This window comes from Micromonospora sp. NBC_00858 (assembly GCF_045207365.1).
Lineage (GTDB): Bacteria > Actinomycetota > Actinomycetes > Mycobacteriales > Micromonosporaceae > Micromonospora.
Genome location: NZ_CP108828.1, coordinates 6990506 through 7013551, shown reverse-complemented (window position 1 = coordinate 7013551; position 23046 = coordinate 6990506). Strand labels below are relative to the sequence as shown.

General features: G+C 71.5%; 20 protein-coding genes and 1 pseudogene. 12 read left to right on the top strand and 9 right to left on the bottom strand.

The window, feature by feature from the left end:
* Positions 1-40: 40 nt before the first annotated feature.
* The 6 genes from OG990_RS32685 to OG990_RS32660 all read right to left on the bottom strand — a co-directional run bounded on the left by OG990_RS32685 (position 41) and on the right by OG990_RS32660 (position 4435).
* Entirely contained in the window at positions 41-982 is a 942-nt protein-coding gene (locus tag OG990_RS32685) for a threonine/serine dehydratase (protein ID WP_406078207.1), read from the bottom strand.
* Between the two features lie 16 nt (positions 983-998).
* Positions 999-1799, bottom strand: a complete 801-nt coding sequence (locus tag OG990_RS32680; RefSeq protein WP_406078206.1) for a hypothetical protein — start codon at positions 1797-1799, stop codon at positions 999-1001.
* Between the two features lie 573 nt (positions 1800-2372).
* Entirely contained in the window at positions 2373-2738 is a 366-nt protein-coding gene (locus tag OG990_RS32675; protein WP_406078205.1) for a hypothetical protein, read from the bottom strand.
* Positions 2739-2810: 72 nt separating this feature from the next.
* Positions 2811-3065: a Smr/MutS family protein gene (locus OG990_RS32670; RefSeq protein WP_007465523.1), complete on the bottom strand. Its 255-nt coding sequence runs from the start codon at positions 3063-3065 to the stop codon at positions 2811-2813.
* 121 nt (positions 3066-3186) lie between these two features.
* Positions 3187-3555, bottom strand: coding sequence for a tetratricopeptide repeat protein (locus OG990_RS32665; RefSeq protein WP_406078204.1), 369 nt, complete (start codon positions 3553-3555; stop codon positions 3187-3189).
* A 109-nt stretch (positions 3556-3664) separates the two neighbouring features.
* Complete coding sequence (locus OG990_RS32660; protein ID WP_328420713.1) at positions 3665-4435, bottom strand: ROK family protein; 771 nt, start codon at positions 4433-4435, stop codon at positions 3665-3667.
* A gap of 62 nt (positions 4436-4497) precedes the next feature.
* Here OG990_RS32660 and OG990_RS32655 point away from each other — a divergent pair, with 62 nt between their 5' ends.
* From OG990_RS32655 to OG990_RS32645, 3 genes and pseudogenes are all read left to right on the top strand, one after another.
* The gene (locus tag OG990_RS32655) at positions 4498-6135 is read left to right on the top strand and encodes an ABC-F family ATP-binding cassette domain-containing protein (RefSeq protein ID WP_406078203.1); all 1638 of its coding nucleotides are present in this window, start codon (positions 4498-4500) and stop codon (positions 6133-6135) included.
* 38 nt (positions 6136-6173) lie between these two features.
* Positions 6174-6419 (top strand): annotated as a pseudogene (locus OG990_RS32650) (hypothetical protein); the annotation flags it as partial.
* Between the two features lie 408 nt (positions 6420-6827).
* Positions 6828-7553: a methyltransferase domain-containing protein gene (locus OG990_RS32645; RefSeq protein ID WP_406078202.1), complete on the top strand. Its 726-nt coding sequence runs from the start codon at positions 6828-6830 to the stop codon at positions 7551-7553.
* 37 nt (positions 7554-7590) lie between these two features.
* Here OG990_RS32645 and OG990_RS32640 read toward each other — a convergent pair whose 3' ends face one another.
* A complete protein-coding gene (locus OG990_RS32640; protein WP_355601509.1) occupies positions 7591-8598 on the bottom strand; it encodes a LacI family DNA-binding transcriptional regulator in 1008 nt (335 codons plus the stop codon).
* A gap of 145 nt (positions 8599-8743) precedes the next feature.
* Between OG990_RS32640 and OG990_RS32635 the strand changes: the two genes are divergently transcribed.
* The 7 genes from OG990_RS32635 (at position 8744) to OG990_RS32605 (ending at position 17154) form a co-directional block, all read left to right on the top strand.
* Positions 8744-10258 (top strand): alpha-N-arabinofuranosidase, encoded by a 1515-nt coding sequence (locus OG990_RS32635; protein WP_386987987.1) that lies wholly within the window; start codon positions 8744-8746, stop codon positions 10256-10258.
* A gap of 59 nt (positions 10259-10317) precedes the next feature.
* Positions 10318-11649 (top strand): ABC transporter substrate-binding protein, encoded by a 1332-nt coding sequence (locus OG990_RS32630; protein WP_386987990.1) that lies wholly within the window; start codon positions 10318-10320, stop codon positions 11647-11649.
* A gap of 6 nt (positions 11650-11655) precedes the next feature.
* Entirely contained in the window at positions 11656-12621 is a 966-nt protein-coding gene (locus tag OG990_RS32625; RefSeq protein ID WP_328420725.1) for a sugar ABC transporter permease, read from the top strand.
* Positions 12622-12631: 10 nt separating this feature from the next.
* Positions 12632-13489 (top strand): carbohydrate ABC transporter permease, encoded by an 858-nt coding sequence (locus OG990_RS32620; protein ID WP_328420727.1) that lies wholly within the window; start codon positions 12632-12634, stop codon positions 13487-13489.
* On the top strand, positions 13486-14508 hold the full coding sequence (locus OG990_RS32615) for a glycoside hydrolase family 43 protein (RefSeq protein ID WP_406078201.1): 1023 nt from the start codon (positions 13486-13488) through the stop codon (positions 14506-14508). Before OG990_RS32620 ends, OG990_RS32615 begins: the two co-directional genes overlap by 4 nt.
* A gap of 258 nt (positions 14509-14766) precedes the next feature.
* Positions 14767-16428, top strand: a complete 1662-nt coding sequence (locus OG990_RS32610; RefSeq protein WP_406078200.1) for a glycoside hydrolase family 10 protein — start codon at positions 14767-14769, stop codon at positions 16426-16428.
* Between the two features lie 186 nt (positions 16429-16614).
* Positions 16615-17154: a phospholipase gene (locus OG990_RS32605; RefSeq protein WP_328420733.1), complete on the top strand. Its 540-nt coding sequence runs from the start codon at positions 16615-16617 to the stop codon at positions 17152-17154.
* Between the two features lie 68 nt (positions 17155-17222).
* On the opposite strand, the gene OG990_RS32600 is transcribed toward OG990_RS32605, so the two are convergent.
* Positions 17223-20063, bottom strand: coding sequence for an ATP-binding protein (locus OG990_RS32600; RefSeq protein ID WP_406078198.1), 2841 nt, complete (start codon positions 20061-20063; stop codon positions 17223-17225).
* Between the two features lie 152 nt (positions 20064-20215).
* Positions 20216-20437 (bottom strand): zinc ribbon domain-containing protein, encoded by a 222-nt coding sequence (locus tag OG990_RS32595; protein ID WP_328420736.1) that lies wholly within the window; start codon positions 20435-20437, stop codon positions 20216-20218.
* Positions 20438-20492: 55 nt separating this feature from the next.
* Between OG990_RS32595 and OG990_RS32590 the strand changes: the two genes are divergently transcribed.
* Both OG990_RS32590 and OG990_RS32585 read left to right on the top strand, forming a co-directional pair.
* Positions 20493-21926: a lytic murein transglycosylase gene (locus tag OG990_RS32590; RefSeq protein ID WP_406078197.1), complete on the top strand. Its 1434-nt coding sequence runs from the start codon at positions 20493-20495 to the stop codon at positions 21924-21926.
* A 72-nt stretch (positions 21927-21998) separates the two neighbouring features.
* A complete protein-coding gene (locus tag OG990_RS32585; RefSeq protein WP_386988523.1) occupies positions 21999-23015 on the top strand; it encodes a GNAT family N-acetyltransferase in 1017 nt (338 codons plus the stop codon).
* Positions 23016-23046: the final 31 nt, after the last annotated feature.

Sequence of the window (23046 nt, the reverse complement as noted above, 5' to 3'; positions counted from 1 at the left end):
CCGACGACCGGCACCCGGCTCGGCGCAACAGGCGTCGGGGTCAGTGCGGGGCGGCCGGGCCCAGGTCGCTCGGGTCGGTGTTGCCGCCGCAGACGATCAACGCCACCCGCTCCCCCGCCTGCGGCACGTACGCGCCACCGACCAGCGCGGCCAGCGCCGCGGCGCCGCCCAGCTCGGCGGCGACCCGCAGCTCCGACCAGAGCAGCCGGCGCGCCCGCACCAGGTCCTCGTCGCGGACCAGCACGGAGACCATCCCCGTCCGGCGGGCGGTGTCGAAGGCGATCTCGCCGATCCGACGGGCGCCCAACGAGTCCGTGGCGATGCCGCCCACCTCGATGTCGACCGGCCGGCCGGCCTTGAGGGCGGAGTGCAGGGTGGGGATCTGCTCGGGCTCGACGGCGACGACGCGTACCGACCCGTCGAACCAGGTGGCGATGCCGGACACCAGCCCGCCGCCGCCGACCGCCACCAGCACGGTGTCGATCCCGTCCAACTGCCGTTCCAGCTCCCGGCCGACGGTGCCCTGACCGGCCACCACCTCCGGCTGGTCGTACGCGTGCACGACCAGCGCGCCGGTCTCCTCGGCCCGCTGGGTGCTCGCCGCCAACGCCTCGGCGTAGTGCTGGCCAACCTGCCGCACCTGGGCGCCCAGCCCGGCCAGCCGCTGCACCTTCACCGGCGAGGCGGTGACCGGCACGAAGACCTCCGCCGGCACGCCCAGCGAGCGGGCCGCGTACGCGACGGCGAGGCCGTGGTTGCCACCCGAGGCGGCGATCACCCCCGCCGAGGGCAGCGACTCCTGGAGCATCCGGTTGAACGCGCCACGCGGCTTGAACGAGCCGGTGTGCTGGTGCAACTCCAGCTTGAGGCTGAGCTGCCCCGGCACACCCAGATCGGCACCGTCGATGGTCAACACCGGGGTTTCCCGGACCCGCCCCTCGACCAGCGCCGCAGCCGCCTCGACGTCGCTTCTGTCCACCATGGGAAAACGCCCTTCGCTACGACCAGAGGGCCAGTCGACCGTCGTCGGTGAGCCCGACGAAACATCCTATGGAGATCCGCCGGCCATCCGTCGCGGGACGCACCGTGTGGTAGTGCCGCGGGTCGAACAGGAAGCCCTCGCCGAGCGTGGGTCGCAGCGTCAACGACTGCGCGTCGGCGGTCACCGACTCGTCATAGCCGTACCCGCCGGGAACGCGCAGGTCCTCGTCGTCCGGCTGCCACCGCCGCCGCCACAGCACGGTCTCGCCGCCGGCCGGCGGCACGCGGACGTAGATGTTGAAGGCCAACTGGGCCACCACGTCGGTGTCGAGCAGTCGGCCGGCGTACTCCCGGACGGCGTCGTCGAAGTGCACCTGGAGGCCGGCGTTGATCTCGCGGACGATGCCGACGTGCATCTCCCGCCGCTGCCGCCGCCCGGGTGCGACGTCCGGCCAGGCGGCCCGGAACGCGGCCAGGCACAGCTCCCGCGGCGCGTCCGACAGGCCCAGCGTGGACCAGGTCTTCTCGGCCGCGCGGGCCGCATCCCAGTAGTCCTCACGCAGGTCACCGGCATCGCGGTGGTCGTTGATGGCCGGGCCGAACTTGGCGACGACCGGAAACACCCGGCGCTCCTCGTAGCGGTCCATCGGGGCGGCGGCGAGGGCGGCGGTGATCGCGTGACAGCGGGCCGGGGAGAGCAGGCCCGGCACCCGGACGGCAGCCAGCCGCCCTGCGACGAGCCCGGCGACGTCCGCTCGGGTGATCAGTTCGGATTCGACGGCGACGAACAGCGGGTCGGTTTTCCTCGGTTGCTGCACGGCGGTCCTCCTGTTGCGAAGATCCCTCACCGGACATGTCGCGCCCCACGACAGCGCACCGTGCAATGTACCGACCGACGGCAACCGGGCCGGGGCCATCGACATTGACCGCGCCACATGCCGCGAACAGTTTCCGCAGTTCCGGATGGGGTGGCGCGGACACCGCTACCATCGGCGCAACGGGGGTACGGCGTACAGAGCCGTACGGCGGTTGGATTCCGCCGATCGGGGAATGGTGACAGTCCCCGGCCTGACGGATGATGCGACTAGTTCGAACGCTGACAAGGAGTTCGATATGGCTGGCGCCGGCCCGACGGATCTTGACAGGCAGACCGACCGCCTGGAGATGGCGCGTCGAATAGCCCGGGAAATGATCGAGTCAGACCATCAGGCACTTGAGCTCGCCATCCGGCAGCGCCCGCAGTGCTGGTCCCGGCGCCCGACCGGCCACGGTGCCCGCCCGGAGCCGACGACTCACTGACCCGACAGGTCACAGGAGCCGTCGCCGAGTCAGCTCGCCGGCTCGTGATCTCCGTCGTGGTCACGGATCAACGCCGCCCACGCTCTCTGCTGTCACGGGTGAGCCCGCTCCAGGTTGTATCCGCAGGTAGCGCCCGCTATGGAATAGCCGACGGTGGCTGCCGCCAGCACGAGGCCGACACCGACACCGAGGGCTGCCGCGCCTTTGCTGGACAGCCCAGTTCGCCAAACGAACACGGCCGTCACCACGGCGGCCAGGGGCAGCGAGAACGCGAGGGAGAGCCACACGGTCTCGCGGAACACCCAGACCAACCAAGCTGGATCCCCGGTGATCTCCTCGCACGGCACCGGGTGTGCGGGCCTGGGTGCCGCCGCCAGCGGCGCAGTGGCAAGACCAACGAACGTGTATGCCAACACCGTCCAGCTCAGCGCAGCCCGGGTCCTCGGCCAGTCGATCACAACCGCGACTGTGCCAGACGCCACCGAAGACGGCTACGGCACGCGGAACTGATCGCCGTACTGCCGGGGCTTCTACTTCCAGCGAAAGTGCACGAAGAGCCGGCCGAAGTTCTTGGAGTCCTTCTCCACCCGGTGATAGAGCTGCTTGACGTCCTTCTGATCGAGGAACCGCAGCACCCGCTTCTTGAGCTGGCCCGACCCCTTGCCAGGGATGATCTCCACGAGGGTGGCCTTCTTCGCCACCGCCTCGTCCATGATCCCGCGCAACGCCCGGTCGATGTCCTGGCCCTTGTTGAAGATCTCGTGCAGATCCAGCTTGAGCTTCATGCCGCAGCCCCCGGCCGGTCAGGTCCCATGTCCGCCATCCTAGGCACGCCCGTCGGCCCACCCGTCGCACGATGACGGGGCGACCCCGAAGGGCCGCCCCGTGCATGTCACCTGTCCGCGCTCAGCGCCTGCCGCCCACGCGGGTCTCCACCCGCTCCAGCGCGACCCGGTAGTCGTCGTTGGCCGCGTACATCGCGGCAGCGATCCGCAGGTGTCGCAGCGCGTCCGAGTGCCGGTTGAGCCGCTCCAGCGTCCGCCCCAGCACGTGGTGCGCGTAGTGGTCGCTCGGGTCCCGGTCGACCAGCTCCCGCAACTGCTCCTCGGCCCGGCTGAGCTGGGCCGACTGGAAGTAGGCCCGGGCCAGCAGCTGCCGTACCGCCGCGTTGCCGGGTTCGGCGTCCACGATCGGCTCCAGCAGTCGGGCCGCTCCGCTCGGGTCACCGGTTTCGAAGAACATGGTCGCCCGCCGGTAGTCCGCCAGAAGATCCATCTGCCCACCTCCTCGGGTCGCGCCGTCACCTGTTCCGACGCTGGCACAACGCTGGCCGTTTAGCGACTGTTCCCGGGTTGAGATCGGGCCGAATCCGGCCCTCGGCGGGTCAGGCGCGGGCGTCCCGGCGCCCGGCGGCCAACTCCCAGGCACGGACGCCACCGACGATCCCGGCGGTGTTCGGCACCACCACCACGTCATCGCCCATCCGGGCCAGTTGCTCAGGCCGAATCAGCCGGGAGTTGCCCCCGCCCAGATAGAGCCGGTCCCAGCGGAACACCGGGCGGAGCCCGTCCACGACCTGGCGGATCCGCCGGGACCAGAAGGCGTCGCCGAGCCGGCGGCGCTCCGGCTCGCCCACGTACGTGTCGTAGGTGGTGCCCCAACGCACCGGCGCGTGGGACAGCTCCAGGTGCGGGGCGAGCACCCCGCCATCGAAGAGGGCGCTACCCAGCCCGGTACCCAGGGTCAGCACCAGCTCGCAGCCGGTGCCGGCGACCACCCCGGCACCGTGCACCTCGGCGTCGTTGAGCACCAGCGCCGGCACCCCGAACGCCTCGGCCAGTGCGCCTCGCGCGTCCCAGCCGGACCACTCGGCCAGCAGGTCCGGGTCGACGCGGGTACGGGGGCCGCTGCGGGTCACGTAGTGCGGTGTGGTCACCACCACGCCGTGCCGGATCATCCCGGGCACGCCGACCGTCAGCCGGTCCGGCGTTGGCAGCCGAGCGCCCAGGTCGAGCAGGGTCTGGACAAACAGCGCAGGAGGCAACGGGTACGGGGTCGGCACCCGTAGCGGCCGGGCCCGCATCGTGCCGGCCTCATCGAGCACCGACGCCTTGATGCCCCCGCCACCGCAGTCGATCGCCAGTGTGGTCACCACGTCGATGAGTCTGCCCGCTGCCGGCCGGTCATATGCGGGCGGCCGGATAGGCTGCCGTCCTGATGAGCGCCACGATGATCGTCAAGGACCTGGCCGCCGGGCACGGTGACCGCCCACTCTTCGCCGGATTGGACCTGGTGGTCGCCCCCGGCGACGTGGTCGGCCTGGTCGGGCCGAACGGTGCCGGAAAGTCGACACTGCTGCGTACCCTCGCCGGGTTGCTGCCGGTGGAAGCCGGCAGTGTCACGCTCAGCCCGCCCTCCGCGAGCGTCGGACACCTGCCGCAGGAGCCGGACCGGCGACCGGGCGAGACGGTGCGCGGCTTCCTGGCCCGGCGGACCGGGGTGACCGCCGCGCAGGCGGCGCTGGACGCCGCGACCGAGGCGCTGACCGCCGGGACGGCGGGCGCCGATGACGCCTACGGCGACACGCTGGAGCGCTGGCTCGCCCTCGGCGGCGCGGACCTGGACGAACGCGCCGAGCAGGTGACGGCCGACCTGGGGCTCGCCATCGACCTGGACCACCCGACGACCGGGCTCTCCGGAGGCCAGGCGGCCCGGGCCGGGCTGGCCTCGCTGCTGCTCAGCCGCTACGACGTGTTCCTGCTCGACGAGCCGACCAACGACCTGGACCTGGCCGGGCTGGAGCGGCTGGAGGAGTTCGTCACGGGGCTGCGCGCCGGCACCGTGCTGGTCAGCCACGACCGGGAGTTCCTCACCCGCACGGTGACCCGCGTGCTGGAGCTGGATCTGCCGCAGCAGCAGGTGCACCACTACGGCGGCGGCTACGCGGCCTACCTGGAGGAGCGCGAGGTGGCCCGGCGGCACGCCCGCGCCGACTTCGAGGAGTACGCCGACACCCGGGCCGGGCTGGAGGCGCGGGCTCGTACCCAGCGTGCGTGGATGGAGAAGGGCGTCAAGAACGCCCGGCGCAAGGCCACCGACAACGACAAGATCGGTCGCAAGTTCCGCAGCGAGGCCAGCGAGAAGCAGGCGGCCAAGGCCAAGCAGACCGCGCGGCTGATCGAACGGCTCGACGTGGTGGAGGAGCCCCGCAAGGAGTGGGAGCTGCGGATGGAGATCGCCGCCGCCCCCCGCGCCGGCGCCGTCGTGGCCACGCTGCGCGGCGCGGTGGTACGCCGGGGCGACTTCACCCTCGGCCCGATCGACCTCCAGATCGACTGGGCGGACCGGGTGGCGGTGACCGGGGCGAACGGCTCGGGCAAGTCCACCCTGCTGGCCGCGCTGCTCGGCCGGCTGCCGCTGGACGCGGGCACCGCCTCACTCGGACCCGGGGTGGTGGTCGGCGAGGTGGACCAGGCCCGGGGTTTGTTCCTCGGCGACGCGCCGCTGATCGACGCGTTCCAGGCGGCCGTACCGGAGATGTCGCCGGCGGACGCGCGGACCCTGCTGGCCAAGTTCGGGCTGCGCGCGGCGCACGTGCCACGGCCGGCGGCCACCCTCTCCCCCGGTGAGCGGACCCGTGCGGCACTGGCCCTGCTCCAGGGGCGCGGGGTCAACCTGCTGGTGCTCGACGAGCCCACCAACCACCTGGACCTGCCCGCCATCGAGCAGCTCGAATCGGCGCTGGCCAGCTATCCGGGCACGCTGTTGCTGGTCACCCACGACCGGCGGATGCTGGCCGCCATCGAGACGAACCGTCGACTGCGGGTCGACGCCGGGCGGATCGCCGAGGATTGATCCGTGCCGGCGCGTCGCCGCGGGGTGACAATGACGCCATGCTCAAGTGGGAGTACGCACTGCTGGTCCGCCGTCGCCAGGCGGCGACCAACGACCTGGGCTGGGAAGTCGTCTTCGTCTGGTACGGCCCGGACGGCTCGATGGTCGACGTGACGCCGTACGGCGACACCGCGCTGGCCCACCTGAACCGGGCCGGCGACCAGGGCTGGGAACTGGTCGCGATGAGCGAGGACCCGTCCCTGCCCGGCAACCATGAGCTGCACCGCTACCACCTCAAGCGGCCGAAGCCCGCCGCCGCGCCGCCCCGGCAGCGGATGCGCGGCGGCGGCCGGCCCGGCCGCCGCACCCTCTCCGGCTGACCACTGCGACCGCTCGGCGTACTGACCCGGTCCGGCCCTGCGGTTCCCGCTCGGCCCGTGCCCGGCCCGTGCGGGTCCGGCTCTGCCCATGCCCGGCCTTACGGGTCCGGCTCGGCCGTGCCCGGATGTGCGGTTCCGGCTCGGCCGGGCACCAGTCACAGTTGAGCGTGATACCTCAGAGGCATTTTTGTGACTCTGAGGTATCACGCTCGCTGCGGCCTGGCCTCGAAGACTGCGACACGCCGATCAACGGCACTCCGACCCGCCGACGCGGTAGACGAGCGGGGCATACCGGGCGCGGATGCGGGTATCGCGCGGCGGGAGGTGACCCGAATGGTCGCTTTGGCACAGACTCCGCCCTCGGCCGACCGGCTGCGGGCGATCGACGAGTTCCTCGCTCAGGCGTGGGCGGACCAGGTCCGGCACGACGACCGGCTGCGTGGTCTGGCAGTCGAGGTGCGGTTCGACCGGGGGGTGGCCCATCTCAGCGGGGAGGTGGCCGAGCCCGACGACCTGCGGCTGGTCCGGGACCTGGTGGGGCGGCTGGCTGGGGTCTACGGCGTCTGGTGCCGGGTCGGCGTTGGCGGGCGGGAGCCGGTGGTGGTGGACCTCGGCTGCGGGCCGACCAAGCAGTGGTCGGGCAACCTGGGGCTGGACATCTACCCGGCGCCGGGGGTCAACGCCGTGGCGGACCTCTCCGGCTCGCTACCGCTGGCCGACAACTCGGTGGACGTCCTCTTCGCGGTGCACATCCTGGAGCACCTGATCGACTTCCTGCCGCTGGTGGACGAGTGCCACCGGGTGCTCCGCCCGGGCGGCGTACTGCACGTGATGAGCCCCTGGTGGGGGCATGTGAACGCGGTGGCGGACCCGACCCACGTCCGACTGATGGACGTGCAGACGTTCAAGGGAATCTGCCAACTCCGGCCGCCGGGCACCCCGCGCTGGTACCCGCTGCACGCCGGCTGCGACGGTGCCTCGATCTTCGCCGACCTCACCCCGCTACCCCCCGACGCCGACGCCGCAACCCAGTCCCACCTGGCCCGCTTCTTCGACTGACCAACCCACCCCGGCCCGCCCCAACCGGGTCGACCGGTTAGGGGGTCTGGGTGGATTCGCGGATTTCCAGGCGATAGGGGGCGGAGAGTTCGCGGGCAGGGGCGGAGCGGTCGCCGTCGAGGCGCTCGGCCAGCAACTCGACGGCGAGCCGGGCGATCTGCGCCTTGTCGGGGGCGACGGTGGTCAGAGTGGGGATCGAGAACCGGCCGTCCTCGATGTCGTCGAAGCCGACCACCGCCACATCCTCGGGCACCCGCAGGCCGGCCTCGTGCAGGGCGCGCAGGGCACCCAGGGCGAGCGTGTCGTTGAAGCAGAAGACGGCGTCGGGGCGTACCCCGGAGGTGAGTAGACCGCGCATGGCGGCGGCGCCGTCGGCGCGGTGCCAGGCCGACGCGGGCGCCACCAGGGCCTCGTCGTAGTCCAGGCCGGCGGCGCGCAACGCGTCGGCGTAGCCGGTCAGGCGCAGCCGGGCGCTGGCGCCCTCGGGCGTGCGCTGCGAGCCGATGGCCGCGATCCGACGCCGGCCGAGCTGGATCAGGTGGTCGGTGATCTCCCGGGCCGCGCCGACGTTGTCGATCACCACGTGATCCGCCGGGCCGTGGTCGACCCGCTCGCCGAGCAGCACCATCGGCGTGCCGTCCAGGCCGGTCAGGTCCTCTGCGGTCAGAGCCAACGGGCTGAAGATCAACCCGTCGATCAGGTGGTCGGTGATGCCGGAGGCCACCACGCGTTCCTGCTCGCGCCGGCCTCCGGTCTGGTCGATCAGCACGGTCCAGCTGAACTGGGCGGCTGCGGTGACGACGTGGCGGGCCAGCTCGGCGAAGTACGGAATGTCCAGTTCCGGCACGGCCAGCGCGATCACGCCCGTGCGGCCCTTGCGCAGGTGACGGGCGGAGAGGTTGGGCCGGTAGTTCAGCTCGGCGATCGCCTCCTCGACCCGGGCGCGGGTGTCCGGCCGCACGTGCACGTAGCCGTTGACCACGTTGGAGACCGTCTTCACCGACACGCCGGCCCGTTCGGCCACGTCCTTCAGCCTGTTTCGCACGCCGCAACCTCCCCGAGGTAACCCAGCGCACCATACCTCGACATCAACTCTTTACAACGTTGCCTACAACGTTGTAGAAACGACTGATACCGGGTGGGCGGTGACTGCGGTCACCCGGCACCGGCAATGAGGAAAGGTGGCACCCTTGCGGACCGCGCAGCTGACGATCGACCCGGCCTTCGCGATCGGCCCGGCCGACCGACGTCTCTTCGGCTCCTTCGTCGAGCACATGGGGCGGTGCGTCTACGGCGGAATCTACGAGCCCGGCCACCCGAGCGCCGACTCCCGCGGCCTCCGCCGTGACGTGCTGGAGCTCACCCGGGAGCTGGGCGTCTCGGTGGTGCGCTACCCGGGTGGCAACTTCGTCTCCGGCTACCGCTGGGAGGACGGGGTGGGCCCGGTCGGCGACCGGCCGCGCCGGCTCGACCTGGCCTGGAAAACGATCGAGACCAACGCGTTCGGGCTGGACGAGTTCATGACCTGGGCCGCCGAGGCCGGTGTCGAGCCGATGATGGCGGTCAACCTCGGCACCCGCGGCGTCCGGGAGGCGCTGGACCTGCTGGAGTATGCCAACCACCCAGGCGGCACCGAGCTGTCCGACCTGCGGCGCAAGCATGGCGCGGAGGACCCGTACGGGGTGCGGCTGTGGTGCCTGGGCAACGAGATGGACGGCCCGTGGCAGGTCGGCCACAAGACCGCCGACGAGTACGGCCGGCTCGCCGCCGAGGCCGCCCGCGCCATGAAGATGATCGACCCGTCGATCAGCCTGATCGCCTGCGGCAGCTCCAACCGGCGGATGCCCACGTTCGCCGCGTGGGAGGCGACCGTGCTGGAGCACACCTACGAGCACGTCGACTACATCTCGGCGCACACCTACTACGACCCGTCCGACGGCGACCGGGCCAGCATCCTGGCCTCGGCCGTCGACATGGACAACTTCATCACCGAGGTCGTCGCGACCGCCGACCACGTGGCCGCCAAGCAGCGGCACAAGCGCAAGCTGAAGATCTCCTTCGACGAGTGGAACGTCTGGTACGAGTCCCGACTCCAGGCCGACCTGGACCGGCGCGGCTGGGTCGAAGCCCCGGCGCTGATCGAGGACGACTTCACCGCGGTCGACGCGGTGGTCGTCGGCGACCTGCTGATCACCCTGCTCCGGCACGCGGACCGGGTCGGGGTGGCCGCCCAGGCCCAGTTGGCCAACGTGATCGCGCCGATCCGCACCCGCAACGGCGGCCCGGCCTGGCGGCAGAGCATCTTCCACCCGTTCGCGCTGACCGCCCGGTACGCCCGCGGCACCGTGCTGCGCACCGAGCCGGTGTCGCCGCGCTACGACACGAAGAAGTACGGGGACGTGCCGGTGCTCGACACGGTCGCCGTGCACGACGAGGAGACCGGTGAGCTGACCGTCTTCGCGGTCAACCGTGGCGAGGAGGATCTCCCCCTGGAGATCGACCTGCGCGGCCTGCCGGGACTGTCCGGTTTGTCCTTCCTGAGCCTCGCTGCCGGATCTGACCCGTCGGCGATGAACACCGAGGCCGAGCCCGATCGGGTGACGCCCCGGGAAATGCCCACCCCCACCCCCGACGGCGGCCGGTGCACCGTGCGCCTGCCCGCCGTGTCCTGGAGCGTGCTGCGCTTCGGCCCGACCAGCGCCTGAAGTCGCACCGGGTTTGACCAGGCACAATTCATTCCGTCCCCCTCCAAGGAGATACCAGCATGATCCAGAACGACATGAGCCGGCGCCGCCTGCTCGGCCTCGGTCTCGGACTCGGTGCCGCGGCCTCGCTGACCCTCGCCGGCTGCGGCGGCGGCGATGACAGCACCTCCGGGCCGGCGGCCGGCAACGGCGGCAAGGAGTACACCGGTCCCAAGGTTGACCTGAAGCTGTGGAACGGCTTCACCGGCGGCGACGGCGACATCTTCAAGACGCTGGTGAACCAGTTCAACACCGAGCACCAGAACATCGCCGTCTCGGTGGCCACCTACCAGTGGGAGGACTACTACAACAAGCTCCCCGGTGCGGCCTCCAGCGGCAACGGCCCGGACATCGCGGTCATGCACATGGACCAGCTCGCCACCTTCGCCGCCCGCGGCGTGATCACCGAGCTGGACGACGTGGCCAAGAACCTGGAGCTCTCCGAGGGGGACTTTGCCCCGACGGTGTGGAAGGGCGGGCTCTACAACAACAAGCGGTACGGCATCCCGCTGGACATGCACCCGCTGGGCTTCTACTACAACAAGTCCGTCATGCAGAAGGCCGGCCTGGACCCGAACAAGCCGCCGACCACCAAGGACGACTTCACGGCGGCGCTGGTCGAGCTGAAGAAGGCCGGCGTCCAGGGCTTCTGGGTCAGCCCGTTCCAGTTCACCGGCGGCATGACCTTCTACTCCCTGCTCAACCAGTGGGGCGGCACGCTCTTCGACGCGGACGTGGCCAAGGCCACCTTCAACTCCGACCCGGCGGTCGAGGCGTGCACCTGGCTGGTCGACATGATCAAGCAGGGCCACTCGCCGGCCAACGTCGGCCAGGACGCCGAGTACCTGGCGTTCAAGAGCGGCAAGAACGCCTTCACCTGGAACGGCATCTGGCAGATCAACGATCTGAAGAAGAGCCCCGAGGTGCAGTGGGGCGTCGCCCCCCTGCCCCAGATCGGCAGCAAGCAGGCGGCCTGGGCCAACTCGCACAACTTCACCATCGTGAAGCAGCGGGCCAACGACGCCAACAAGGTCGCCGGGTCGAAGGTCTTCATCAACTGGCTGAGCCAGCACTCGCTGGACTGGGCCAAGGGCGGTCAGGTGCCGGCCCGCAAGGCGGTCCGCGAGAGCGCCGAGTTCAAGGCCCTGCCGGAGATCTCCGTGCTCGCCCCCGAGCTGGAGTACGCGGCCTTCCCGCCGGCGGCGCCGGGTCTGGGCGAGGTCATCACCACCTTCTACAACTCCTTCAACGAGGCCGCGTTGGGTAAGAAGTCGCCCAAGCAGGCGCTCGACGACGGGGTGGCCAAGGCCAACAAGCAGCTCGAGGACAACCGCAAGAAGTACGGGAGCTGATAACCCGTGGCGGACGTGATCGAGGTCGGGGCGGCGCGCGATGACGCGCCGCCCTCGGCGGCCAAGACTCCCCGCCGGGGCGCCTCGGCGGGCCGGACCGGACGGGCGACGCCGTATCTGTTCCTCGCCCCCTACCTGATCCTGTTCGGGGTGTTCGGCCTGCTGCCGATCATCCTGGGCCTGTGGCTCAGCGTGCACCAGTGGGACTTCCAGCTGCCCAATCGGCCGTTCGTCGGGTTGGACAACTACAAGGAGCTCTTCTCCAGCGACTCCGCCGTCTACGGCGACTGGTGGGAGAGCGTCCGAGCCACCGCGATCTTCACGGTGCTGTCGGTGCCGCTGCTCGTGGTCGTACCGCTCGGGCTGGCGCTGCTGCTGAACCGCTCCTTCCCGGGCCGGACCTTCTTCCGGGCGATCTACTTCGCGCCGTACGTGCTGGGTGTGGCCGTGATCGGCCTGCTCTGGCGGTTCCTGCTCGACGCCAACCTGGGCCTGGTCAACCGGCTCCTCGGCGTGGTCGGGCTGCCGGCGGACACCCCCTGGGTGACCAACATGCCGTGGGCGTGGATCTCACTCGTCGGCGTGACCGTCTGGTGGACCTCCGGGTTCAACGCGGTGATCTACCTGGCCGGCCTGCAGGACATCTCGCCGGAGCTGTACGAGGCGGCCCGGATGGATGGCGCCAACGCCTGGCAGCGGTTCCGCAACGTCACCCTGCCCGGGCTGCGCCCGGTGCTGCTGTTCGTGATCACCACGACCGTGCTCGCCTCGGCGAACATGTTCGGCCAGTCGTTCCTGATCACCCAGGGAGCACCCGGCACGGAGACGCGCACGGTGGTCTGGTTCATCGTCGAGGAGGGCCTGCGGGACAACGACGCCGGCCGGGCAGCCGCGATGAGCATCGTGTTCGCCCTGATGCTGGCCGTCGTGAGCATCGCCAACTTCCGCCTCTTCCGCTACAAGGAAGACTGAGGGGACCGCCATGACGACGCCCACGCCGACCACCCGCGGTTCGGCCACCGCGCTGCGCCGGGTCGTGCTCTACGCCACCCTGGTAGCGCTGGCCCTGATCTTCCTGATGCCGCTGGTGTGGATGGTCATCACCTCGCTGAAGACGTACACCGCCGCCCAGCAGATCCCGCCGAGCTGGCTGCCGAACCCGCTCGCCGGTTACGGCTACGAGCAGATCCTCAACAACTCGGCGAACCCGGTGCTGCGGTGGTTCCTCAACAGCATGCTGGCCGCCACGCTGCACTCGCTGCTGGTGCTGGTGACCGCCTCGATGGCCGCGTACGCGCTGGCCCGGCTGCGGTTCCGAGGGCGCGGGGTGAGCTTCGCGCTGATCGTCGGGACGCTGTTCATCCCGCCGACCTCGCTGATCATCCCGAACTTCCTGATCGTCGACCAGCTCGACTGGATCGACACCCTCGCCGTGGTGGTGGTGCCCGGCGCGGCCAGCGCGTTCGGCGTCTTCTTCCTGCGGCAGTTCTTCCTCTCGCTCCCCAACGAGCTGGAGGAGGCCGCCACGCTGGACGGCGCCAACCAGTGGCAGATCTTCTTCCGGGTGGTGCTGCCGCTGTCCAAGCCGGCGCTGGCCACCCTGGCCGTGCTGTCGTTCCTCACCAACTGGAACGACTTCCTCTGGCCGATCTTCGTGCTGTTCAGCCCGGAGAAGCTCACTCTGCCGCCGGGCCTGGGCCTGCTCCAGGGCTCGTACGTCACCGACTACCCGGTGATCATGGCGGGGGCGGTGCTGGCGAGCCTGCCGGTGCTGATCCTCTTCGTGCTGGCCCAGCGGCACATCATCCAGGGTGTCTCCCGCAGCGGTCTGAAGGGATGACCCGGGTAACCACCCGGCGACGCGGCGCGGCGGCGATCATCGCCGCCGCGTTGCTCGTCGCGGGCTGCGCCGACGGCAGCGAACCCACCCCCACGAGCAGCGGGAGCGACCCCAGCATGTTCACCAACCCGGTCGTACGCACCGACGCCCCGGATCCGCACGCGATCCAGGTGGGCGACACCTGGTACCTGTTCCACACCAACTCGGGGGGCCGCAACGTCCCGGTGCTCACCTCCCCCGACCTGGTCGCCTGGACCGAGGCCGGGGACGCCCTGCCGGCGCTGCCGGACTGGGCCGACGCCGGCAGGACCTGGGCCCCGGAGGCGATCCAGCTGGCACCGGAAAAGTTCCTGCTCTACTACACCGTCGCGGGCCGGGAGTCCGGGCGGCAGTGCGTCGGGCGGGCGGTGGCCAGCGCGCCGCAGGGGCCGTACCGGGACGACTCGACCGGCCCGCTGATCTGCCAGGCCGAACTGGGCGGGGCGATCGACGCCAGCCCGTTCCGGGACACCGACGGCAGCCTGTGGCTGCTGTGGAAGAACGACGGCAACGCCATCGGGGTGGACACCTGGCTCTGGTCCCAGCGCCTCGCCGAGGACGGCCTGACCCTTCTCGGTGAGCCGACGAAGCTGCTCAAGCAGACCGAGCCGTGGGAGGGCACCCTGATCGAGGGGCCGTTCTTCCACCGCCAGGACGGTCGGCTGCATCTCTTCTTCGCCGCCAACGCCTACGACCGGGCCGAGTACGCCGAGGGCTACGCGGTCTGCGAGAGCCCGAGCGGTCCGTGCGTGAAGGCCGCCGAGAACCCGATTCTGAAGACCAACGAGGTTGCCTCCGGCCCCGGCCACGCCTCGATGGTGGTCAAGGACGGCCGGACCTGGCTGCTGTACCACGCCTGGCCGCCCGGCCAGGAGGGCAGCACCGACCCGGGCCGCCAGGTCTGGCTCGACGAGGTGACCTGGGCCGACGGCAAGCCGGTCGTCAAGGGCCCGACGGGCGAACCCCAGCCCCGCCCCTGACGTGGAAGGGAAGGGCCCCTTGCGACCGCAGGGGGCCCTTCCGCACATCCCGGATCAGCTGTCGGCGATCGGGTTTCGCCACCCAGCGGCGAGAACTGTCAACCGCCTGAGCTGGCCTCCATCGAATCGACCGGGTGCGAACTCTTGCGGTAACGACCCGAGTGTGAAAATTTCCTTCCAGCGGCAGATAGCCTGCGGCGAATCTTGCCGGAAGTGCCGCGCTGAACACCCGGGAGCCCCAACGAAGGGACACACCGCATGAAGGCAACTCGGCTCGGAGCCGCCGGGCTGGTCGCAGCCCTGCTCGGCACGCTCGTCGCCGCCACCCCCGCCAGCGCCGCGCCCGGCGCCGACACCGCCACCACCTCAGCCACCTGCACCACCGACCCGGCCACCCCCAAGCGGCAGTTCCGGGCCATGTGGATTTCTTCGGTGGTCAACATCGACTGGCCCAGCAAGGCGTCCCAGACCGACCCGGACCGGATCGCCGCCCAGCAGGCCGAGTACCGCGGCCTGCTCGATCTCGCCGAACGACTCAACCACAACGCCGTCGTGGTGCAGGTCCGGCCGACCGCGGACGCGCTCTGGCCCTCGCCGCACGAGCCCTGGTCGGAGTTCCTGACCGGCGTACGCGGCCAGGACCCGGGCTGGGACCCGCTGGCCTTCCTGGTCGACGAGGCGCACAAGCGCAACCTGGAGTTCCACGCCTGGTTCAACCCGTACCGGGTCTCCATGCCGGCCCCCGGTGGCGCCGGCGCCGACATCAACCAGCTCGCCCCCGACCACCCGGCCCGGCAGCACCCGGACTGGACCTTCGCCTATCCACCGGCCGGGGTGGCCGGCAGCCGCCTCTACTACAACCCCGGCATTCCGGAGGTCCGCGAGTTCGTACAGACCGCGATGATGGACGCGGTCAAGCGGTACGACATCGACGGCGTGCACTTCGACGACTACTTCTACCCGTACCCGAGCGGCACCCACCAGGTGCCGGACGACGCCACGTTCGCGGCGTACAACAGGGGCTTCACGGACCGGGCCGACTGGCGGCGGGACAACATCAACCTGCTGGTCCAGGAGATGAACGGCAAGATCAAGGCGGCGAAGCCGTGGGTGAAGTTCGGGGTCAGCCCGTTCGGCATCTGGCGCAACAAGGCCGCCGACCCGCTCGGCTCGGACACCACCGGCAGTCAGTCGTACGACATCATCTCCGCCGACACCCGTAAGTGGGTCAAGGAGGAGTGGATCGACTACGTGGTGCCGCAGCTCTACTGGTACATCGGCCAGTACCCGGCGGCCGACTACGCCCGGCTGGTCCCGTGGTGGGCCGAGACGGTGCGTGGCACCCGCGTGCAGCTCTACATCGGCCAGGCCGACTACAAGAGCGGCGACCCGGCGTTCGGGCCGTTCTGGCAGAACCCGAGCGAGCTGTCCGACCACCTGACGCTCAACCGGGCGTACCCGGAGGTGCAGGGCAACGTGCACTTCTCCGCCGTCCAGGTGCGGGCCAACCGGCTCGGCGCCACGGACATCTACGCCGCCGAGCACTACTCCCGCCCGGCGCTGGTGCCAGCCATGTCGCACCTGCCGGCCAAGCCCCTGCTCTTCCCGGTGGTCACCAAGGCCGCCCGGGAGGCCGACGGGGTTCGGCTGACCTGGCACCAACCGGCCGACGGCGTCGGACCGTTCGGCACCGCCACCTCGTACGCGATCTACCGGTTCGACGGCACCACGCTGCCCGGTCGGTGCGGGACCGCGGACGCCGCGCACCTGGTCGACACGGTCCGGGCGACGCCCGGTGGAAAGCAGTCCTGGGTGGACACCTCGGCGGAGGCCGGGCAGCGGTACACCTACCAGGTGACCGCGCTGGACCGGTCGGCCAACGAGAGCCCGGTCAGCCCGCCGGCCTTCGTTCTGCGCTGACCGTACGACCCTCGCCGGATGCCCCGGGTGCCACCGCGCACCCGGGGCATTCGTCTGTTTCAACGTATGTCACCAATAGGTGGCGCGACATATACCGACAGGTTGATCAGTTAATCGAGACTGATCGACATCCGGTAACCCGCCGGTAACTTCCGTCCCACCCGCTCACCCCCGCGGAGGTAACCCGTGCCCCGACGTCTCGCCACCCTGATCGCCTCGGGCGCGCTCGCGCTGCTCGCCACCCTCGCCGTCGCCTCCCCCGCCGCCGCCGTCACCCCCCAACAGCGGCTCTCCGTGCTCTCCAGCTGGACCCAGACCAGCGCCTCCAGCTACAACTCCTGGAACAACGCCCGGACCAACCGGGCACCCTGGGCCGAGTACGCCTTCGACTGGTCCACCGACTACTGCTCGTCGAGCCCGGACAACCCCCTCGGGTTCACCTTCAACCTCGGCTGCTACCGGCACGACTTCGGCTACCGCAACTACAAGGCCGTCGGCCAGTTCTCGGCCAACAAGTCCCGTCTGGACAGCGCCTTCTACCAGGACCTGAAGCGCGTCTGCGCCACCTACAACGCGATCGTCCGACCGGCCTGCAACAGCCTGGCCTGGACCTACTACCAGGCGGTCAGCATCTTCGGTTCGGTGGCGGCCGTGCAGCAGGCCGACATCGACCGGGCCGCCCGGATGAAGGCCGACGCCGAGCGCCGCGCAGGCGTACGCGCCTGACACCGGCACCCGACGGAGGGTCGCGTCGCTGGGGACCTCCCCCGGCGGCGCGGCCCACGCCCAACCGCTCAGGCCCGCTCGGTCCGGGTGGCCGGGTGCCGGTCCGGGTCGACGAGACGACGCGGTGCGGGCTGGGACAGCCCGGTGCTGAACCGGGTCGAATCCGCCGCCAGGTCCGGGTGTTCCACGTCCAGCGCCAGCGCCGCAGCCTCGTCCAACCCCAGCTCGGCGCCTTCGCCGTACGCGTCGTCGAAGGCCGCGTCGCCCAGCACTTCACGCAGCTTCGCCTGCTCGTCGGCCCAGTAGCCGCCGTAGATGCCCGGCGTGGCTCGCATGCTGGCCCGGGTGGCCTGCGCCGCTCCGAACAACCGGGCCGCGGTCAGCCCGTCCCCGCCAGCCGCGCAGCGCACCGCGATCGCGTTCAGCGTGTCGCACGCCCGGCCGTGGTAGCCGTGACCCATCCGGGAGCGCAGCGCCACCAGCAGGTGCTCGTGCGCGGCGATCACGTCGCCCCGCGCCAGCGCCACCATGCCGAGCAGCATGTCCACCGACCGCCGACCCCGCTCCACCGGCCGGGCCGCCTCCACCGGACGAACCGCCCCCAACAGGTCCGCCGCCTCCTCCAGCGCGCCCCGCCGCCAGAGCAGCTCGGCCAGGCTGAACACCGCGAACAGCGCCTCGCCGACCACGTCCTGCCCGTGCGCCCAGTCGATGACCTCCCGGCACACCCGCTCGGCCTCGACGAACTGGCCCATGTCGACCAGCGGCGCGGCCCGCCCGGCGAGCACCCGGGCCAGCAGCCCGGCGTCACCGGCCTGCCGCGCGGCCGCCTCCGCCCTCTGGGAGTAACGCAGCTCCTCGGCGAACTCGCCGTCCGCGCCGGCGTGCAGCGAGTGCATGTGGTACGCCGCCGCCAGCTCCGCCTCCGGGATCCGCTCGCCGGTCTCGGCGATCCGCCCGTACAACCGGAACAGCCAGAGCCGACACTCCCGGGCCAGCCCACGCTCGCGCCACCACTGGTCCAGGCCGCCGGCCAGACCGAGGCCCGCGCGGGCGCTGCCGCCGGTGGCGCACCAGCGCAACGCGGCCCGCAGCTCCCCGGCCAGTGGGTCGAGCGCGTACAGCGACAGCGTCACCGGCCCACCGTCCGGGCCCAGGCGAGCCCGCTCGAGCGCGTGCGCCGACCAGGCCACATGCCGGTTCCGGGCGGCGTGCTCCTCGCCCGCCGCGACCAGCCGCCGCGCGGCGTACGCCCGGATGGGGTCGAGCATCCGGTACGTGCTGCCGGCGGCACGAGGCTCGGCCAGCACCATCGACTTGTCCACCAGCACCGAGAGCGGATCCAGCGGGTCATCCCCCAGCAGCCACTCCACTGTCGCCAGGTCCACCGGCCCGGCGAAGACCGCCAGCCAGCGCAGCAGCCGGGCGGCCCGGGGCCCCAACGTCCGGTACGACCAGGTGACGGTGGCCTGCATGGTCAGGTGCCGCTCGGTGGCCGAGCGCTGCACCGCCCTGCTCGCCGGGCTGGGCGGCGGCACCCCGACCGCCGCGGCCACCAGGTCCACGGTGTCCTGCTGGTTGCCCGACCAGCCGCGCTCCACCGGCGGTGGCTCCGGGTCCTCCCGGCCGGCGTCCAGCGTGCCGAGCATGTCGTCCAGCCGCTCGGCGAGCTGGCCGACGGAGAGCACCCGCAGCCGCGCGGCGGCAAGCTCGATGGCGAGCGGCAGCCCGTCCAGCCGCTGCACCACCCGGCGCAGATCAGCCGACTCAGCGGGGTCCGGCTGCCGGCCACCGCGCGCCGCCATCGTACGGTCCAGCAACAGCGCCACCGCGTCGCTCTCCGCGCCGTCCGGGCTCGGTTCGACCGAGAGCGGCGGGATCCGCCACACCACCTCGCCAGGCAGGCTGAACGACTCCCGGCTGGTGGCCAGCACCCGCACGCCGTGCCCACCGGAGAGCAACCGCGAGATGACCTCCGCGCAGGCCGCCGGCTGGGTGTCGCAGGTGTCCAGCACGACCAGCATCCGGCGCGCGGCGGCGTACTCGACCAGGGTGTCCAGCATCGGTCGGCCCGGCTCGGGTCGCAGCCCCAGCACCGCGGCCATGGCGAACGCCACCAACCCCGGGTCGGTCACCGCGGCGATGTCGACGAACCAGACCCCGTCCGGGTACGCCTCGACCACCCCACTGGCCAGCTCCACCGCGAGCCGGGTCTTGCCCGCACCGCCGGCGCCCAGCACGGTGACCAACCGGTACTCCTCCACCAGCCGGCTCAGCTCCGCCCGCTCGGCCTGTCGGCCAACGAACGAGGTCACCTGGGTCGGCAGGTTGTGTGCCACGGCGTCGGCGGTACGGGGCCGCGGGAACTGCCGCTCCAGACCGGGCGCGACCAGTTGGAACAGCCGTTCCCGGTCGTCGAAGCCGCGCAACCGGTGCAGGCCCAGGTCGAGCAGGGTGGCACCGGGTGGCAGCGGATCGGCCCGGCGGACGGTGGACGCCGAACAGAGCACCTGCCCGCCGTGCGCGGCGGCGGCCACCCGGGCCGCCCGGTGCACCTCGGGGCTGGCGTACTCCCCGTCGCGTGGCTCGGCGTAGCCGGTGTGCAGCCCCATCCGCACCCGGGGCGCGGACTCCTCAGTGGGCCAGTCGTGGCTCGCCAGAGCCCGCTGAGCGGTCAGACAGGCGGTCAACGCCGCCGCCGCGTCATCGAAGGCCAGGAAGAACGAGTCGCCCTCGGTCAACAGCTCCGCGCCACCGGTGCTGGCCAGCGTCCGGCGCAGCAGACGTCGGTGTTCGGCGAGCACTGGGCGGTAACCCGGGCCGAGCAGCTGGGCCAGCCGGGTCGAGCCCTCGATGTCGGTGAACACGAAGGTCACCCAACCGCTCGGGAGCTGGATCCGTGGCGACATGCGTGGAACCTCCGCCCGTGACGTCGGGTTCATGCTGCCTGAATCCGACCAATCACGCATCGTGAGAACGGCCGGGCAGGTGCCGCCTCAAGGTGCCACTCGGACCCGCTCCCGGCAAGGGTGGCCCACCAGGCGGCCATGAATCGACCGGATCAGCAGCCGCAGGCACCGCCGCAACAGCCGCCCCCGGCGGGAGCCGCGGTGCCGCCGCCCGGGCCGCCCGCGCCCCGGCCGGTCACCGCGACCGCGGAAAGCAACTTGACCGTGTCGGCGTGTCCCTGCGGGCAGGCGGCCGGCGCACCGGCCGCCGCCATTGGACGGTTGACCTCGAAGGTGTCGCCGCAGGCGCGGCAGCGGAACTCGTACCTGGGCATGGAACCCAGGGTACGTGGGCCTGACTCCCGGCGGGGCATGGGTGATACTCGACGGGTGGTGGACGGCGAGGACCAGACGCGTGTACGACCGCTACGGCCGGCAGCGCCGCTCGATGGCCCGCTCGAAGGGTCGGGAGCCGCGCCGGATCCGGTGCCACGAGCCGTGCCCCGCCCCCGTAGCCCCTGGCTGAGTGGCCGGGCCGCAGGCACCCCCACGCCGCCAGCGGCCCCCGCCGCCGAGGTCCCGAAGACGGAAACCCCCGCCGCCGAGGCCCCGCAGACCGAACCGCCCGCCGCCGAGACACCCAAGACCGAACCTCCTGCCGCCGGTACGACAGCACTGACCCCGGCCACCGAATCGACCGCGGTTTCCCCGGCCGGGCCGAGTGCCGAGACGCCGGCCGATCCGAAGGCCGCGACGTCGACCGACGCCGCTGCGGCGGACCCAACGGCGACCACCGTGGACACCACCGCCAGCACCACTGCCACCGCCACGGCCACGGCCACTGCGAGCGCCAGCGCGCCGACGTCCGGCACCGGCCGGCGGCGGCGGATGCCGTTCGCGCACGCGGTCCGCATGCCGCCGCGCCAGGCGGCGGCGACCGCAGCCCGGGCGACCCGCGCCTGGGCGCGCCGCCCCAGCGGCCGGCTCACCCTGCCCGGGGTCTTCCTGCTCGCCCTGGTGGCCGCGACCGCCGCGGCCGGCGCACTGCTCGTCCCGGCCACCATCCGCGCTCCCCGGCCGGTTGCGGTCGACGCCTCCGCGAACGTTCCGCCGGCCATGCCGTCCGGCGGGGTACCCCTGCCCACCGACCCGCTCCCCACCGGCGCGTTCCCGACCGGCCCGCTGCCGACCGGGCCACTCCCGACCGGTGGGCTGCCGACCGGACCGGCCATCGGGCCGGTGACCGGTGGGCGGCCCTCGGACGCCCTGGCCGGCTGGGCGCAGCAGGTCGGCGCCAAGGTGGGCGTCCCACCAGCGGCGATGCAGGCGTACGGCTATGCCGAGCTGGTGCTCGCCCAGACCAACCGCAGCTGCGCGCTGAGCTGGACCACGCTGGCCGCGATCGGGCAGGTCGAGTCCGGGCACGGCTCGGCCAACGGCGCGAGACTGGGGCAGGACGGCAAGGCGCTGCCGCAGATCATCGGTCTGCGGCTGGACGGGCAGGACGGCCGGATGCGGATCATCGACACCGACCGCGGGCTGCTCGACAAGGACGCCACCTTCGACCGGGCGATCGGGCCGATGCAGTTCATCCCGACCACCTGGCAGGAGATCGGCGCGGACGCGGACAACGACGGGGTCAAGGACCCGCACGACCTGGACGACGCCGCCCTGGCGGCGGGAAACTACCTGTGCAAGGGCGGCCGCAACCTGAGCATCCCGGGCGACTGGTGGAACGCCATCCTGTCGTACAACGACGTGCGCCGGTACGCCCAGGACGTCTACGACACCGCAAATCGGTACGGACGGGCCAGCCGCACGTGAAGTGATCGTTCACATACATTGTAGAACTGGACACTTCCCCCGGGCAGCGCTTAGCGGCAAGCTAGACGGGTGATGGTGCGCGAGTGGGACCCCAGGACCGCGTCGTCCGCCGAGATCGGGTCGCTGGTGGACACGCTGAACGCAGTCCTGGCGGTCGATCTACCACAGGACCCGCCGTGGCGGGAGAGTTCCCTGCGGGAATACCTCGCCGAGGTGATGCCCGGCGAACGGCGGATCTCCTGGGTCGCCCAGGGCGAGTCGACCGTCCCCGGTGAGCCGGGCGCGATCCTCGGGCAGGTCCACGTGCTGCTCCTCGGTGACATCGGCGTGCTCGAGGTGCTGGTGCACCCGTCCGTGCGGCGCGCCGGGCTCGGCCGTGACCTGGTGCTGCGTGCCGCCCGCCGGGTCTACCAGGAGGGCTTCCGGTCGATCGGGGTCGAGGTGGTCGGCGACACGCCGGCGGTGGCCTTCTACGAGGCACTCGGCTTCACCCGTGAGTACGTGGAGACGCGCAGCGTGCTCGACCTGGCCACGGTTGACTGGGCCGAGTTGGCCGAGATGGCCACCGGCATCGGGGCGGGCTACCACCTGGAGTTCTTCCCCGGCGGGCCGCCGGACGACCTGATTGAGGCGTACGCGCGGGCCAAGGCCGAGGTGCGCGACGTCGACGACGGTGAGCTGCGGCCCAGCTCCTACGACCCGCAGCGGCTGCGGGACAGCCTGGACACCCTGCACCGGCGTGGCATGAAGCCGTACATCGTGCTGGCCCGGCACGAGCAGAGCGGTGAGGTGGCCGGCCTGACCGAGGTGGTGGTGCCGGCACAGCACCCGACCCGCGCCGACCAGTACGACACGATCGTGGCGCAGGACCACCGCGGCTACGGCATCGACCGGGCGATCAAGGCCCGGATGCTGCTGGAGCTGCGCTCCGCCGAGGCGGAGCTGGCCGAGGTGCAGACCTGGAACGCACAGGCCAACGAGGCGATGCTCAAGGTCAACGCGGAGTTGGGCTACCGGCCCGACCGGGACTGGTGCGAATACAGCGTCGACATCGCTGAGCTGGTGCACCGCCTCGATCCGCCACGCTGAAGGAACTCACGAAACTGTCCAATGGGGGATG

Coding starts and splice junctions, on each gene's coding strand:
- OG990_RS32685 (WP_406078207.1), bottom strand. CDS start 982: ATGGTGGACAGAAGCGACGTCGAGGCGGCTGCGGCGCTGGTCGAGGGG.
- OG990_RS32610 (WP_406078200.1), top strand. CDS start 14,767: ATGAAGGCAACTCGGCTCGGAGCCGCCGGGCTGGTCGCAGCCCTGCTC.
- OG990_RS32595 (WP_328420736.1), bottom strand. CDS start 20,437: ATGCCCAGGTACGAGTTCCGCTGCCGCGCCTGCGGCGACACCTTCGAG.
- OG990_RS32670 (WP_007465523.1), bottom strand. CDS start 3,065: ATGAAGCTCAAGCTGGATCTGCACGAGATCTTCAACAAGGGCCAGGAC.
- OG990_RS32615 (WP_406078201.1), top strand. CDS start 13,486: ATGACCCGGGTAACCACCCGGCGACGCGGCGCGGCGGCGATCATCGCC.
- OG990_RS32620 (WP_328420727.1), top strand. CDS start 12,632: ATGACGACGCCCACGCCGACCACCCGCGGTTCGGCCACCGCGCTGCGC.
- OG990_RS32655 (WP_406078203.1), top strand. CDS start 4,498: ATGAGCGCCACGATGATCGTCAAGGACCTGGCCGCCGGGCACGGTGAC.
- OG990_RS32630 (WP_386987990.1), top strand. CDS start 10,318: ATGATCCAGAACGACATGAGCCGGCGCCGCCTGCTCGGCCTCGGTCTC.
- OG990_RS32665 (WP_406078204.1), bottom strand. CDS start 3,555: ATGGATCTTCTGGCGGACTACCGGCGGGCGACCATGTTCTTCGAAACC.
- OG990_RS32585 (WP_386988523.1), top strand. CDS start 21,999: ATGGTGCGCGAGTGGGACCCCAGGACCGCGTCGTCCGCCGAGATCGGG.
- OG990_RS32600 (WP_406078198.1), bottom strand. CDS start 20,063: ATGTCGCCACGGATCCAGCTCCCGAGCGGTTGGGTGACCTTCGTGTTC.
- OG990_RS32645 (WP_406078202.1), top strand. CDS start 6,828: ATGGTCGCTTTGGCACAGACTCCGCCCTCGGCCGACCGGCTGCGGGCG.